The 13,364-nt window shown below is 69.3% G+C and carries 12 protein-coding genes and 2 riboswitches; of the genes, 10 read left to right on the top strand and 2 right to left on the bottom strand.

Annotated features, from left to right (window positions below; genetic code table 11):
• Window positions 1-8: 8 nt before the first annotated feature.
• A complete protein-coding gene (locus ACAM42_RS13855; protein WP_369632351.1) occupies window positions 9-1,070 on the bottom strand; it encodes a hypothetical protein in 1,062 nt (353 codons plus the stop codon).
• 65 nt (window positions 1,071-1,135) lie between these two features.
• Between ACAM42_RS13855 and denD the strand changes: the two genes are divergently transcribed.
• The 4 genes from denD to ACAM42_RS13835 all read left to right on the top strand — a co-directional run bounded on the left by denD (window position 1,136) and on the right by ACAM42_RS13835 (window position 5,078).
• Window positions 1,136-2,152: a D-erythronate dehydrogenase gene (denD, locus tag ACAM42_RS13850; protein ID WP_369632350.1), complete on the top strand. Its 1,017-nt coding sequence runs from the start codon at window positions 1,136-1,138 to the stop codon at window positions 2,150-2,152.
• A gap of 55 nt (window positions 2,153-2,207) precedes the next feature.
• Window positions 2,208-3,182: a TRAP transporter substrate-binding protein gene (locus ACAM42_RS13845; RefSeq protein ID WP_095744873.1), complete on the top strand. Its 975-nt coding sequence runs from the start codon at window positions 2,208-2,210 to the stop codon at window positions 3,180-3,182.
• A gap of 80 nt (window positions 3,183-3,262) precedes the next feature.
• Window positions 3,263-3,775, top strand: a complete 513-nt coding sequence (locus ACAM42_RS13840) for a TRAP transporter small permease (protein WP_062474469.1) — start codon at window positions 3,263-3,265, stop codon at window positions 3,773-3,775.
• A gap of 10 nt (window positions 3,776-3,785) precedes the next feature.
• Window positions 3,786-5,078, top strand: a complete 1,293-nt coding sequence (locus ACAM42_RS13835) for a TRAP transporter large permease (protein WP_062474420.1) — start codon at window positions 3,786-3,788, stop codon at window positions 5,076-5,078.
• Between the two features lie 36 nt (window positions 5,079-5,114).
• On the opposite strand, the gene ACAM42_RS13830 is transcribed toward ACAM42_RS13835, so the two are convergent.
• On the bottom strand, window positions 5,115-5,894 hold the full coding sequence (locus tag ACAM42_RS13830) for a helix-turn-helix transcriptional regulator (protein ID WP_369632349.1): 780 nt from the start codon (window positions 5,892-5,894) through the stop codon (window positions 5,115-5,117).
• 108 nt (window positions 5,895-6,002) lie between these two features.
• On the opposite strand from ACAM42_RS13830, the gene ACAM42_RS13825 reads away from it, so the two are divergent.
• The 6 genes from ACAM42_RS13825 (at window position 6,003) to gcvP (ending at window position 13,343) form a co-directional block, all read left to right on the top strand.
• Window positions 6,003-7,196 (top strand): MFS transporter, encoded by a 1,194-nt coding sequence (locus ACAM42_RS13825; protein ID WP_369632348.1) that lies wholly within the window; start codon window positions 6,003-6,005, stop codon window positions 7,194-7,196.
• 162 nt (window positions 7,197-7,358) lie between these two features.
• Window positions 7,359-7,841 carry a hypothetical protein gene (locus ACAM42_RS13820; RefSeq protein ID WP_159272259.1) on the top strand — a complete coding sequence of 161 codons (483 nt, stop codon included), beginning with the start codon at window positions 7,359-7,361 and terminating at the stop codon, window positions 7,839-7,841.
• A 96-nt stretch (window positions 7,842-7,937) separates the two neighbouring features.
• The gene (locus ACAM42_RS13815; protein WP_062474467.1) at window positions 7,938-8,474 is read left to right on the top strand and encodes a hypothetical protein; all 537 of its coding nucleotides are present in this window, start codon (window positions 7,938-7,940) and stop codon (window positions 8,472-8,474) included.
• A gap of 31 nt (window positions 8,475-8,505) precedes the next feature.
• Window positions 8,506-8,592: riboswitch (glycine riboswitch) on the top strand.
• A gap of 16 nt (window positions 8,593-8,608) precedes the next feature.
• A riboswitch (glycine riboswitch) is annotated at window positions 8,609-8,713 on the top strand.
• Between the two features lie 47 nt (window positions 8,714-8,760).
• Window positions 8,761-9,933 carry a glycine cleavage system aminomethyltransferase GcvT gene (gene gcvT / locus ACAM42_RS13810; protein WP_369632347.1) on the top strand — a complete coding sequence of 391 codons (1,173 nt, stop codon included), beginning with the start codon at window positions 8,761-8,763 and terminating at the stop codon, window positions 9,931-9,933.
• Window positions 9,934-10,004: 71 nt separating this feature from the next.
• Window positions 10,005-10,376, top strand: a complete 372-nt coding sequence (gcvH, locus tag ACAM42_RS13805; RefSeq protein WP_062474411.1) for a glycine cleavage system protein GcvH — start codon at window positions 10,005-10,007, stop codon at window positions 10,374-10,376.
• Between the two features lie 57 nt (window positions 10,377-10,433).
• The gene (gcvP, locus tag ACAM42_RS13800) at window positions 10,434-13,343 is read left to right on the top strand and encodes an aminomethyl-transferring glycine dehydrogenase (protein WP_369632346.1); all 2,910 of its coding nucleotides are present in this window, start codon (window positions 10,434-10,436) and stop codon (window positions 13,341-13,343) included.
• The last annotated feature ends 21 nt before the right edge of the window (window positions 13,344-13,364 follow it).

The raw sequence follows: 13,364 nt of genomic DNA, 5'->3' as shown, positions 1-13,364 counted from the left end.
ATGGCGCTTCAGGCGAGGTACGCGGCGACCTCGTCGGGCGTGAGGAAGTGCACCAGCGACACCTGCGGGTTCTGCTCGGCGTGCAGCACGTGGGTGAACCCGGTCCAGCCGCGTGCGGGCTTGTCGTCCGTCTCCAGTGCGACGAGCACCAGCCGCCCCTGCCGGCGCGCGTTCTCGCGCAGCGTGCCTTCGCCCCAGGACCACGCCATGCGGTCCACCAGCTCGCCCTGGGCGAAGGCCGTCGCCTGCAGCCAGAGGAAGGCGGCGGCGTCGCTGTCCTCGTCGCGGCGCGTGCGCGGCGGCTGCCGGATGCCCAGCGTCTGGGCGTGCGTTTCCATCAGGTCCTGCAGCAGCGAGAAGGCGTGGAAGTTGTTGTTGATGCCCTGGACGCGAACGACCATGCCCGCGCGCGACGTCGGCAGCAGAACCACCAGCTCGTCCTCGTACGACAGCTGGGCCGCGGCGCGCAGGAAGTGCAAGGCCTCGAAGGGCAGCGAGTCGTTGGCGTACATCGCCTCGATGTGCGCGAGCAGGCCTGCGTCCGCCACCAGCGACTGGTGGTTGCGCACATCGCGCACCACCATGGTCATGAGCGGCAGCACCAGCAGGTCGACCGCGCGCTGCAGCGCATCGACCTCGAAACGCGCCTGCGGCGACAGCGCCGCGAGCGCCGCTTCGGCGGCCTGCCAGGCGGCGAGTTCTGCCTCGTCCTGCGGCTCCTCCTCGTCCTCATCGGGTTCGTACGGCTGCGCCGCGCAGTAAGGCGCCAGCGACGCCAGCAGGCGCCCCATCAGCTGCCGCACGGCGTCGAACATGAGCTGCGGATCGGCGCCGTTCTCGACCAGCGCGCCGCAGAACACCGCCAGCAACGCGGCCCGGTGCGGATGCAGCTCGCCGAGCCGCGCGATGGCAGCCCGCAGCACCTCGTCCTTCGCCGAGCCCTCCACCACCTCGAAGTAGAGCGCACGGACCTCCGGCCGCTGGAAGAACGAAGCCTGGGTGTCGAGGTCGGCGTCCTGCAGCACAGGCAGTCGCAGGGTGGCGAGGAGATCGGGAGGCAGCATGGGCATGCGCAAATTGTGCGATACCACCGACGCTATCCTCGCGACACAAGGACACAAGGAGACAGGACCCCATGCACATCGTCATCACCGGCGGCGCCGGCTTCCTCGGCGCGCGCCTGGCACGCACCCTCCTGGCCCTGGGCCAGCTCTCGCTCGCCGGCGCGCCCGCCCGCGACATCGCGCGCATCACGCTGGTCGACCGCGCCCCGCCGCCGCCCGACCTCGCGGCCAACGCGCGCATCGCGGCCGCCACCGGCGACCTCAACGCCCAGCTGGCCGACGACGGCGCCACCTTCTGGCGCGAGGCCGACGCGGTGTTCCACCTGGCGGCCGCCGTCAGCGGCGAATGCGAGGCCGACTTCGACCTGGGCATGCGCAGCAACTTCGCCGCCACGCACGGCCTGCTCGAGAAGCTGCGCGCGCTCGGCACGCGGCCGGTGCTGGTGTTCTCCAGCTCGCTCGCCGTGTTCGGCGATTCGCCCGAACAGCCGCTGCCCGCGCTCATCGACGACCACACGCTGCCCACGCCGCAGACCAGCTACGGCATCCAGAAATTCATCGGCGAGCAGCTGGTGGCCGACTACACACGCAAGGGCTTCGTGCAGGGGCGCAGCGTGCGCCTCATGACGGTGAGCGTGCGCCCCGGCCTGCCCAACGGCGCGGCCTCGGGTTTCTTCAGCGGCATGATCCGCGAGCCGCTCGCCGGCCTGCGCGCGGCCTGCCCGGTGCCCGACGAGACGCCCGTGGCCATCGCCTCGCCGGCTCGGACCATCGAAGGCATCGTGCGCGCCGCCGAAGCCAGCGACGCCGACTGGGGTCCGCGCACCGCGCTCAACCTGCCCTCGCTGGCCACCACTGTGGGCGAAATGGCCGCCGCGCTCGAACGCGTGGCCGGCCGCGCCGCCACCGACCTGCTCGACCGCACGCCCGACGCCGCCATCCGCCGCATCGTCAAAACCTGGCCCGGGCGCTTCGACACGCCGCGCGCGCGGGCCCTCGGTCTCACGGCCGACGAGAGCTTCGACGCGGTGATCCGCGCCTACGTCCGTGAAAGTCCCGACGCGGTCAAACTGGTTATTGGTGCATAGTCATTTCCTGACCTGCGCCTGACGCGCTTTCGACCCCCAACTCCCCGGAGACACCATGAAATTCGGCCACATCGCCGCCGCCTGCCTTTCGCTCGCCCTGGGCACCGCCGCCCTCGCGCAGCAACCCACCGTTCTCAAGATCGGCTATGCGACGTCCAAGGAATCGCATTACGGCGTGGGCTCCACCGTGTTCTGCGAAGAGGTCGAGAAGAACACCCAGAACCGCTTCAAGTGCCAGCACTTCGCCAACTCGGCTCTGGGCGGCGAGCGCGAGCAGATCGAGGCAATCCAGCTCGGCACGCAAGACCTGCTGAACACCTCGACCGGCCCCGTGGGCAACTTCGTGCCCGAGGTCAAGATCGTCGACATCCCCTTCCTGTTCCGCGACTACGACCACGCCCGCAAGGTCATGGACGGCCCCATCGGCCAGGACATCCTGACCAAGTTCCCGAGCAAGGGCATCATCGCGCTGGCCTGGACCGAAAACGGCTTCCGCCACATGACGAACAGCAAGCGCGACATCGTCAAGCCCACCGACGCGGCCGGCCTGAAGATGCGCACCATGGAAAACAAGGTGCACATGGACGGCTACCGCACCTTCGGCATCCTGCCCACGCCGATGGCCTTCCCGGAACTGTTCGGCGCGCTGCAGCAAGGCACGGTCGACGGCCAGGAAAACCCGATTCCCGTGATCCTGTCCTCGAAGTTCTCGCAGGTGCAAAAGCACCTGTCGCTCACCGGCCACGTCTACTCGCCGGCGCTGCTGCTGCTGTCGCCCAAGGTGTGGAACAAGCTCTCGGACGCCGACAAGAAGGTGTTCACCGAAGCGGCGAAGAAGGCCTCGATCGCGCAGCGCAAGAAGGTCAACGACGACGAGAACAACGGCATCGCCCAGCTTGAGAAAGACGGCATGAAGGTCACGCGCACCGTCGACGGCGCGGCCTTCCGCGAAGCCCTGAAGCCGGCCTACGTGGGCTACGCCAAGGAATTCGGCGCCGACAACATCAAGAAGATCACGGACGTCAAGTAAGACCGCTCCGCCCCGACCGCGCCCGGCCCGCCTCAGTGGGCCGGGCGCTTCGCATTTCCGACACCACAGAGAACCACAACGTGCAAGCCTTCGAGCGCTACTTTCTCGCCGCCAACCGGTGGGCGCTGATCCTCCTGCTGGCGGCCATGTCCGTCATCATCTTCACCAACGTCGTGCTGCGCTACACCACGAACCAGTCGATCGAATGGGCCGAAGAGGTGTCGCGCCACATGATGATCTGGCTCACCTTCCTGGGCGCCGGGCCGGTGCTGCGCTACGGCGGCCACATCGCCGTCGAGAACCTGCAGGACGCCCTGCCCCGGCCCGCGGCCGTGGCGGTGCGCATCGTGGTGGCCGGGCTGCTGTTCGCCTTCTTCGGCTTCATGGTCTGGTACGGCTGGCTCTACATGGAACGCACGATGTTCCAGCTCACGGCCGTGACGCAGATTCCGTTCGCCTACATCTACAGCGCGATGCTGATCGGCGGCGTGCTGCTGATCGTGCACTGGCTGCTGGTGGTGCGCGGCTACGTGCTGAACCGCGAGTTCGCGTCGGACGCGCATTTCGACGCCAACGCGTCGGCCTCGCTGTAAGGAGCAGACCATGGATGCCAGCATTGTCCTGATCGTCTCCGCCTGCGTGTTCCTGGCCATCGGCGTGCCCGTGGCCTTCGCGCTCGGCCTGGCCACGGCCGCCACCCTGATCCTCGCGGAAAGCTACCCGCTGATGGTGCTGCTGAAGGAAACCTTCACCGGCATCGACAGCTTTCCGCTGATGGCCGTGCCCTTCTTCATCCTGGCCGCCGAGCTCATGAGCGGCGGCTCGCTCACCGAGGTGCTGCTGCGCTTCGCGGGCCAGTTCGTCGGCCACCGCCGTGGCGGGCTGGGCTACACCAACGTCGTGTCGCTGACCTTCTTCTCGGGCATCTCGGGCTCGGCGCTGGCCGACGCGGCCGGCCCCGGCTCGATGCTCATCAAGATGATGGACAAGGCCGGCTACGACCGCTCGTACGCGGCGGCGCTGACGGCCTCCACGGCCATCGTGGGACCGATCATTCCGCCCTCGATCATCATGATCATCTACGCGCTGCAGGACGAGACCGTGTCGGTCGGCCAGCTGTTCGTGGCCGGCATCGTGCCGGGCATCCTGATCGCGGTGGCGATGTGCGTGGTGAACTTCTACGTGTCGAAGAAGCGCAACTACAAGGGCGACGGCCAGACGCCGCCGCTGCGCGAGATTCTCATCACGACGTGGAAGGCGATTCCTGCGATCCTGCTGCCGGTGGTGATCCTGGGCGGCATGCGCGCCGGCTGGTTCACGCCCACCGAGGCTTCGGTGGTGGCGGTGTTCTACGCGCTGGTGTGCGGCAAGTTCATCTACCGCACGCTCGAGTGGAAGATGCTGCCCGACATCCTGTCGCGCTCGGCGCTGCTGTCGGCGTCGGTGCTGATCATCATCGGGCTGTCGGCCTCGTTCGCCTGGGTGCTGACCATCGAGGGCATTCCGCAGCAGATGGCCGAATGGCTCATCAGCATGAACCTCTCGCCGTGGATGTTCCTGATCATCGTCAACGTGTTCCTGCTCCTGTTCGGCATCTTCATCGAGCCGCTGCCGGGCGTGATGGTGCTGGCGCCGATCCTTGCGCCCGTGGCGATCAAGCTGGGCGTCGACCCGGTGCACTTCGCGATGATCGTGATCTTCAACCTCACGCTGGGCATGATCACGCCGCCGGTGGGCGGGCTGCTGTTCGTGACCTGCAACGTGTCGAAGGTGCCGATGTCGGCGCTGGTGAAGGAACTGGTGCCCTTCCTGTGGGCGCACGGCGCGGTGCTGATGCTGCTGACCTTCGTGCCGATGCTGAGCACCTGGCTGCCGCGCGCGCTCGGGTTCAAGTAGCGGCGCAGGCCGCCCCCGTCCGCGCCTGCACTCGCCTCAGGCCGGCGGGTGAAGGTACTGGCTCGGCGGCACGCCGAGCGTGCGGCGGAACATCGCGGTGAAGGCGCTCGGGCTCTCGTAGCCGTGCGCCAGCGCCACCTCCAGGATCGACGCGCCCGCGGCCAGCCGCGGCAGGCTCAGCAGCAGCCGCGCCTGACGGCACCACGCGCCGAAGGTCATGCCAGTTTCGCGTTCGAACAGCCTCGCCAGCGTGCGCGCGTTCATGTGCAGCCGCGCGGCCCAGCCGTCGAGCGTGGCGGGCTGCGCGGGGTCGCGGATCAGCGCCTCGCACAGCGAGGCCAGGCGCGCATGGCGCGGCATCGGCACATGCAGCGACAGCGCGGGCGCGGCCTCGATCTCGTCGAGGATCAGCTCCATCACGCGCTCGTCGCGCCCGCCCGGCGGGTAGTCCAGCGGCAGCGACACGGCCGCCACGATCAGCTCGCGCAGCAACGCGCCCACATGGATCACGCGGCAGTCGGCGCCCAGGTCGGCGCGCGTGCCGGGCTCGACGAAGACGGTGCGCATCTTCACCTCGCCCGCCATGCGGATCTGGTGCGTCATGCCCGGCGGCACCCAGACGCCGCGCCCCGGCGGCACCACCCAGCTGCCGGCTGCGGCGCCGACCATCATCACGCCCGAAATCGCATGAATGAGCTGCCCGCGCCGGTGCGCATGCGGCGGAATGAAGGCGTCGCCCGCCGGATCGGTGGCCAGCACGGCCACGGCGCGCGGGGTCGATTCGCCCTCGTCGGGGCGCAGATTCAGTTTGTCCATTTCACGACGATGTTTGCACATTCATAGCGAGAACATCTTTCCGTGTCTTCCTACGATGGCTTTTCCTCCCTTTTTCTCAAACCGGACATCGAAGAAAGAAGCCATCGCATGAACACGCGCCGACTCGGGCTGCTCACCGGCACCCATGCCGTCAACGACCTCTACCAGGGCCTCGTGCCCGCGCTGCTGCCCTTCATGGTGCTGGAGCGCGGCTACAGCTACACGGCCGTGAGCGGCCTGATGCTGGCGGCCACCGGGCTGTCGAGCGTGGTGCAGCCGCTGTTCGGCCTGTACGCCGACCGCCACCCGCGCGCCTGGCTGGTGCCCGTGGGCTTCCTGTTGGCGGCGCTGGGCGTGGTGCTGGCGGGCCTGAGCCAGAGCTATCTGCTGACCTGGATCGCGGTCGCGCTGTGCGGGCTGGGCATCGCGGCCTACCACCCGCCCGCCACCGTGGCCGCGCGCGCGGCCGGCGGCGCCTCGCAGAAGGCGATGAGCGTGTTCTCGGTGGGCGGCACCATCGGCGCCTCGTTCGCGCCGGTGCTGGCGGCCACGGTGGTCGGTGGCGGCAGCCTGTCGCGCAGCTACCTGCTGGGCATTCCCGCGCTGGCGATGGGCGTGGTGTGGGTCGCGGCCAACGCGCGGCGCGGTGCAGTCGCCAGCAACGCGGCAGCCGCGGCGGCGCGCGCCGCGCAGGCCCGCGCCCAGGTGCTGAAGCCGCACAACGACTGGCGCGCCTTCAGCCTGCTGGTGGCGACCATCGTGGGCTGGTCGATCCCCTACGTCACGGTGCTGTCGATGCTCTCGCTGCGCATCACGCGCGACCTGCACGGCAGCACCTTCCAGGGCGCCGCGGCGCTCACCGCCTTCACCGCCGCAGGGGCCGTGGGCACGCTGGCCGGCGGCTGGCTCGGCGACCGCATCGGGCGCATGGGCACGATCCGCTGCGGCTACCTGCTCGCGCTGCCGGCCATGGCGGGCCTCGTGCTCGCCTCCACGCCCGGCGCGGCGCTGGCCTGCACGGCGTGGCTCGGCATGAGCATGTTCCTGCCCTTCGCCGCGCAGGTGACGCTCGCGCAGGACTACCTGCCGCGCAACCCGGCGACCGCCAGCGGCATCACGCTCGGCCTCGCGCTCTCGGTCGGCGGACTGGTGTCGCCCCTGTTCGGCCTGCTGTCGGATGCGCGCGGACTCGGCGTCACGCTCACGGTGGTGTTGTGCGTGCTGTGCGTCGCAACCGTGCTGGCCTTGCGGCTTCGCAATCGGACGGTGCAGGTGATGGCGGGCGAGGCTGCGGCGGCCTGAGCCCTGCCCCGCGCTCCCGGTGTCCTATGGACGCGCCCTGAACCACGGACCACCGAAATCCGTGGGCGATTCAACGCCGCACGCCTCCTCTTTCACTGCCAGAATCGACGCAAGCTTCGACGTCGAGCCTGACAGACAAGAAGAAGGAAAGAGAAGGACGCCATGCACCGAATCGTCGCCCAGGGCAGCAGCCTTGTCGCTGCCGGCTTGCTGGCCACCGCCGGTATCGCGGCCACGCCGGCCGCCGCGCCCGTTGCAGCCGTTGCACCAGCAGCCGCCCCCGCCAATCCCACCAATCCCGTCACCCACCTCGCCGAAGTGGAAAGCGCCGTGCGCGCCTGGGCCGCCGCCTGGTCCGCGCGCGACGTGGAGCGCTACCTCGCGGCCTACGCGAGCGACTTCACCCCCGCGCGCGGCCAGACCCGCGAGCGCTGGGAGGCCGACCGGCGCGCCCGCATCACGGGCAAGTCGCGCATCAGCGTGGGCATCGAGGGGCTGGTGATCAGCGTTCAGGGCACCTCGGCCAGCGCGCAGTTCCGGCAGGTCTACAGCGCCGACGCGCTCACCGAGACCGACCGCAAGACCCTCGAGCTGCAGCGCGTGGGCCCGCGCTGGCTGATCCGCAAGGAGAGCGCGGGCAACTGACGCGCGCCGCCTTGTCCCTGTAAGGCAAATGGTTCACGAAGATGTCACCACTTGCAACGATGCTGCAGCCTTCGACCTCCGAAAGCTGTGGCCGCCATGTTCCCCACCAAGACCGAGAAGGCACGCGACGAACTCCAGGCCGGGCAGCGCACGCTCAGCCAGCGTGAGCGCGCCCTGCTGCTCATGGCCGACGGCCGGCGCTCGCTGACCGACTTCAGCCCGCTGTTCCCCAGCCGCGTCGAGGCCGAGCAGGCGATCCAGGGGCTGATGCAGCGCGGCTACCTGCAGGTCGCGCGCCCGGTCGCGCCACCGCCCGCACCGGCCCCCACGCCCGTCCCCGCCGCCGAGCCGATCCAGGTCGCCACCTCGGCCGACAGCTTCGACGGCAAGCGCTCGCTGGCCACCACGCGCATGTTCCTGTTCGACATCTGCGAGCGCATGTTCGTGCGCCGCGACCCGCGCTTCGCCAACCAGATGCGCGACGCCCTGCGCGAGGCCCGCGACCGCGAGGCCATGCTGACCATCGCCGCGCTGATGCTCTCCGAGATCGAGAAGGCCGCCGGCCCCGAGCGCGCCGACTCGCTGCGCGAGCGCATCGACAAGCTGCTGCCGCCGGCGGAAACCGTGCACTGAGCCGCCAGCCCCGGCCCCGCGATCCACTACACTCGCCGGGTCAGGAGAGAGCCCCGCGCGACGGGGCCGCCGAAGGCGCAGGGGTTCCCCGAACGCTCAGGCAAAAGGACTGACAAGACGCCGGCAACCACCGGCGTTTCCTTGCTGGAGAGAGGCCGTGGCATTGCACGCGGCCCACCGAAGGAGCAAACCCCGATCGTGGGGCGAATCTCTCAGGTAAAGCGGACAGCAGGGGTGGCCCGTGGCGTTGCAGCCATGGATTTCGACTGCCCCTTTGGAGTGCCCCGTGGCTGCTTCCTCCGCTTCCGACGCCCAACTTCTCAAGACACCGCTGTACGACCTCCACGTGGAGCTCGGCGCCCGCATGGTGCCCTTCGCCGGCTACTCCATGCCCGTGCAGTACCCCGCCGGCCTCATGGCCGAGCACAAGCACACGCGCGATGCGGCCGGCCTGTTCGACATCTCGCACATGGGCCAGCTGCGCCTCGTCGGCCCCGATGCCGCCGCCGCTTTCGAAGCCCTGATGCCCGTCGACGTGATCGACCTGCCCGCCGGCAAGCAGCGCTACGGCCTGCTGCTGAACGACGAGGGCGGCATCCTCGACGACCTGATGTTCTTCAACGAAGGCAATGGCTCGCTCTTCGTGATCGTGAACGGCGCCTGCAAGGTGGCCGACATCGCCCACATCCAGGCCAGGATCGGCGCGCGCTGCCAGGTGCAGCCCCTGCCCGACCACGCGCTGCTGGCGCTGCAAGGCCCGCAGGCGGCCGCCACGCTGGCGCGCCTGTCGCCCGGCATCGAGCGCTTCGTGTTCATGACCGGCGGCGCGGTGCAGATCGGCGGCGTCGCGGCCTTCGTCACCCGCAGCGGCTACACCGGCGAAGACGGCTTCGAGATCTCGGTGGCCGCAAAGGACGCCGACGCCCTCGCCCGCCTGCTGCTGGCCCAGCCCGAAGTGAAGCCCGTCGGCCTGGGCGCGCGCAACTCGCTGCGGCTCGAAGCCGGCCTGTGCCTGTACGGCAACGACATCGACACCACCACCACCCCGGTCGAAGCCTCCCTCAACTGGGCGATCCAGAAGGTGCGCCGCGCCGGCGGTGCGCGCGAAGGCGGCTTTCCGGGCGCGGCCAAGGTGCTGGCCCAGCTGGCCGCCGTCGCCTCGGGCGCTGCCGGCCACACCGACCACAAGACGCTCACGCGCAAGCGCGTCGGCCTCGTGGCGCTCGAACGCATTCCGGTGCGCGACGGCACGCTGCTGCAGTCGCTCGAAGGCCACGACATCGGCGCCGTCACCAGCGGCCTGCTCGGCCCCACGGCCGACCGCTGCGTGGCCATGGGCTACGTGGCCGCCGCCTTTGCCGAGCCCGGCACGCGCGTGCAGGCCATCGTGCGCGGCAAGCCGGTGCCGATGGAAGTCTCGACCATGCCCTTCGTTCCGACGCGCTACTACCGCGGCTGACCGACACTGAACACCGCAGACCCGGCTAGGCTCTGCACCCCGATTCCATTTTTTCCACGAGGAGTTTTTTCATGAGCATCAAATACACCAAGGACCACGAATGGGTGGCGGCCGAAGGCGGCGCCGCCACCGTCGGCATCACCGTGCATGCGCAGGACGCGCTGGGCGACGTGGTGTTCGTCGACCTGCCTGAAGTGGGCAAGACCTTCGCGCAAGGCGAGGTCGCCGGTGTGGTCGAGTCGGTGAAGGCCGCCGCCGATGTGTTCATGCCCGTGTCGGGCGAGATCACCGAAGTGAACGAAGCGCTGCGCGCCGACCCGTCGCTGGCCAACAGCGACCCGCTGGCCGCCGGCTGGTTCTTCAAGGTCAAGCTGAGCGAGCCCGCGCAGCTCGACGCCCTGCTCGACGCCGCCAGCTACGACAAGTTCGCCGCCGAATCCTGATCCGCTGAACAGCAGCTTCCTCGCACCTTCGTTCCTTCTCCCCGAGCCTTCACCGCCATGCCGATTCCCGCCCTTCCCTCTTTGCAAGAACTAGAGAACGCCGAAGAATTCCTCGCCCGCCACATCGGCATCGATGCGGCGGACGAGGCGCGCATGCTGCCGGTGATCGGCTCGGAAACGCGCGCGGAGCTCATCGACGGCATCGTGCCCGCGGCCATCCGCCGCGCCCGGCCGATGCGCCTGCCCGCGCCGGTCACCGAGGCCGACGCGCTGGCCGAGCTGAAGACGCTGGCGTCGAAGAACAAGGTGTTCAAGAGCTTCATCGGCCAGGGCTACTACGGCACGCACACGCCGGGCGTGATCCTGCGCAACATCCTGGAGAACCCCGCCTGGTACACCGCCTACACGCCCTACCAGGCCGAGATCTCGCAGGGCCGCATGGAAGCCCTGCTCAACTTCCAGACGATGGTGTGCGACCTCACGGGCATGGCCATCGCCAATGCCTCGATGCTCGACGAGGCCACGGCCGCCGCCGAGGCCATGACGCTCGCCAAGCGCAGCGTGAAAAGCAAGAGCAACGTGTTCCTCGTGTCGGGCGACTGCCACCCGCAGACCATCGAGGTCATCAAGACGCGCGCCGCCCCGCTGGGCATCGAAGTCAAGGTGAGCACCGTGTCGGAAACGCTGCCGCACCTGATGGTGAGCGGCGAGTTCTTCGGCGTGCTCGCGCAGTACCCCGCCACCACTGGCCACGTGCACGACCTGCGCCCGCTCGCGGGCCACGCGCACCAGTGCGATGCCGCCTTCATCGTCGCGGCCGACCTGCTGGCGCTGACGTTGCTGGTCGCCCCCGGCGAGTTCGATGCCGACATCGTCTGCGGTACCACGCAGCGTTTCGGCATGCCGCTGTGCAACGGCGGCCCGCACGCCGCCTACCTGGCCTGCCGCGATTCGTTCAAGCGATCGCTGCCCGGCCGCCTCGTCGGCGTGAGCGTCGACACGCACGGCCAGCCCGCCTACCGCCTCGCGCTGCAGACGCGCGAGCAGCACATCCGCCGCGAGAAGGCCACCTCGAACATCTGCACCGCGCAGGTGCTGCCGGCCGTGGTCGCCAGCATGTACGCCGTGTACCACGGCCCCGACGGCCTCACGCGCATCGCACAGCGCGTGGCCGTGCTCACCGCCATCCTCGCCAAGGGCCTGTCGCAGATGGGCCGCGAGCCGGTGAACACCACCGCCTTCGACTCGCTGACGATCCGCACCGGCGACGACACGGCCGCGATCATCGAGCGCGCACAGGCCGGCGGCGTCAACCTGCGCCAACGCCTGCAGCAGCACCTGGGCATCTCGCTGGACGAAACCACCACGCGCGCCGACATCGAAACCCTGTGGGCCCTGTTCGTGCCCGCCGGCACCGCGATGCCGCGCTTCGACGAACTGGCCGCCAGCACCACGCCGCTGATTCCCGAGGACCTGCGCCGCACCAGCGCCTTCCTCACGCACCCGGTGTTCAACACCCACAAGAGCGAAACCGCGATGCTGCGCTACATCCGCAGCCTGTCGGACAAGGACCTCGCGCTCGACCGCAGCATGATCCCGCTGGGCAGCTGCACCATGAAGCTCAACGCGACCAGCGAGATGATCCCCATCACCTGGCCCGAGTTCGCCAACATCCACCCCTTCGCGCCCGCCGACCAGCTGCAGGGCTACGCCCAGCTCGACGCGCAGCTGCGCGCCTGGCTGTGCGAGGCCACCGGCTACGCGGGCATCAGCCTGCAGCCCAATGCGGGTTCGCAGGGCGAGTACGCGGGCCTGCTGGCCATCAAGTCCTTCCATGAAGCCAAGGGCCAGGGCCACCGCAACATCTGCCTGATTCCCTCGTCGGCGCACGGCACCAACCCGGCCAGCGCCCAGATGGTGGGCCTGCAGGTGGTGGTGACGGCCTGCGACGCGCAGGGCAACGTCGACATGGACGACCTGAAGCGCGCCTGCGAAAAGCACAGCGCCCACCTGGCCGCCGTGATGATCACCTACCCCAGCACGCACGGCGTGTTCGAAACCCGCGTGAAGGAACTGTGCGAGCTCGTGCATGAGCACGGCGGCCGCGTGTACGTCGACGGCGCCAACATGAACGCGCTGGTTGGCGTGGCGGCACCGGGCGAGTTCGGCGGCGACGTGAGCCACCTGAACCTGCACAAGACCTTCTGCATTCCGCACGGCGGTGGCGGCCCGGGCGTCGGTCCGGTCTGCGTGGTCGAAGACCTCGTGCCCTACCTGCCGGGCCACGCCACGGCCGGCGTGCCCTCGAACGGCGTGGGCGCCGTGTCGGCCGCGCCGCTGGGCAATGCAGCCGTGCTGCCGATCAGCTGGATGTACTGCCGCATGATGGGCGCCAAGGGCCTGCAGGCCGCGACCGAAACGGCCATCCTCAGCGCCAACTACATCAGCGCCCGCCTGAAGGACCACTACCCCACGCTGTACGCGAGCCCCAACGGCCACGTCGCGCACGAGTGCATCCTCGACCTGCGCCCGTTGAAGGACACCAGCGGCGTCACCGCCGAAGACGTGGCCAAGCGCCTCATCGACTACGGCTTCCACGCGCCCACGCTGAGCTTCCCCGTGCCCGGCACGCTGATGGTGGAGCCCACCGAAAGCGAACCGCTGGCCGAGCTCGACCGTTTCGTCGACGCGATGATCGCCATCCGCGGAGAAATCCGCCGCGTGGAAGAAGGCGTCTGGTCGAAGGACGACAACCCGCTCAAGCACGCGCCGCACACCGCCGCCAGCCTGCTCGGCACGGAGTGGAGCCACCCGTACTCGCGCGAACTCGGCGCGTTCCCGCTGGCCGAACTCAAGCAGGCCAAGTACTGGCCGCCGATCGGGCGCGTCGACAACGTCTACGGCGACCGCAACCTGTTCTGCAGCTGCGTGCCGGTGGGCGAGTACCAGGAAACCGAAGAGGCCTGACGAAGGCGAGGCGGCGCAAGC

The sequence above is a fragment of the Variovorax sp. V35 genome, assembly GCF_041154465.1.
Classification (GTDB): domain Bacteria; phylum Pseudomonadota; class Gammaproteobacteria; order Burkholderiales; family Burkholderiaceae_C; genus Variovorax; species Variovorax boronicumulans.
The sequence above is the reverse complement of the archived record's forward strand: the minus strand, read 5'-3'. Positions and strand labels throughout refer to the sequence as shown.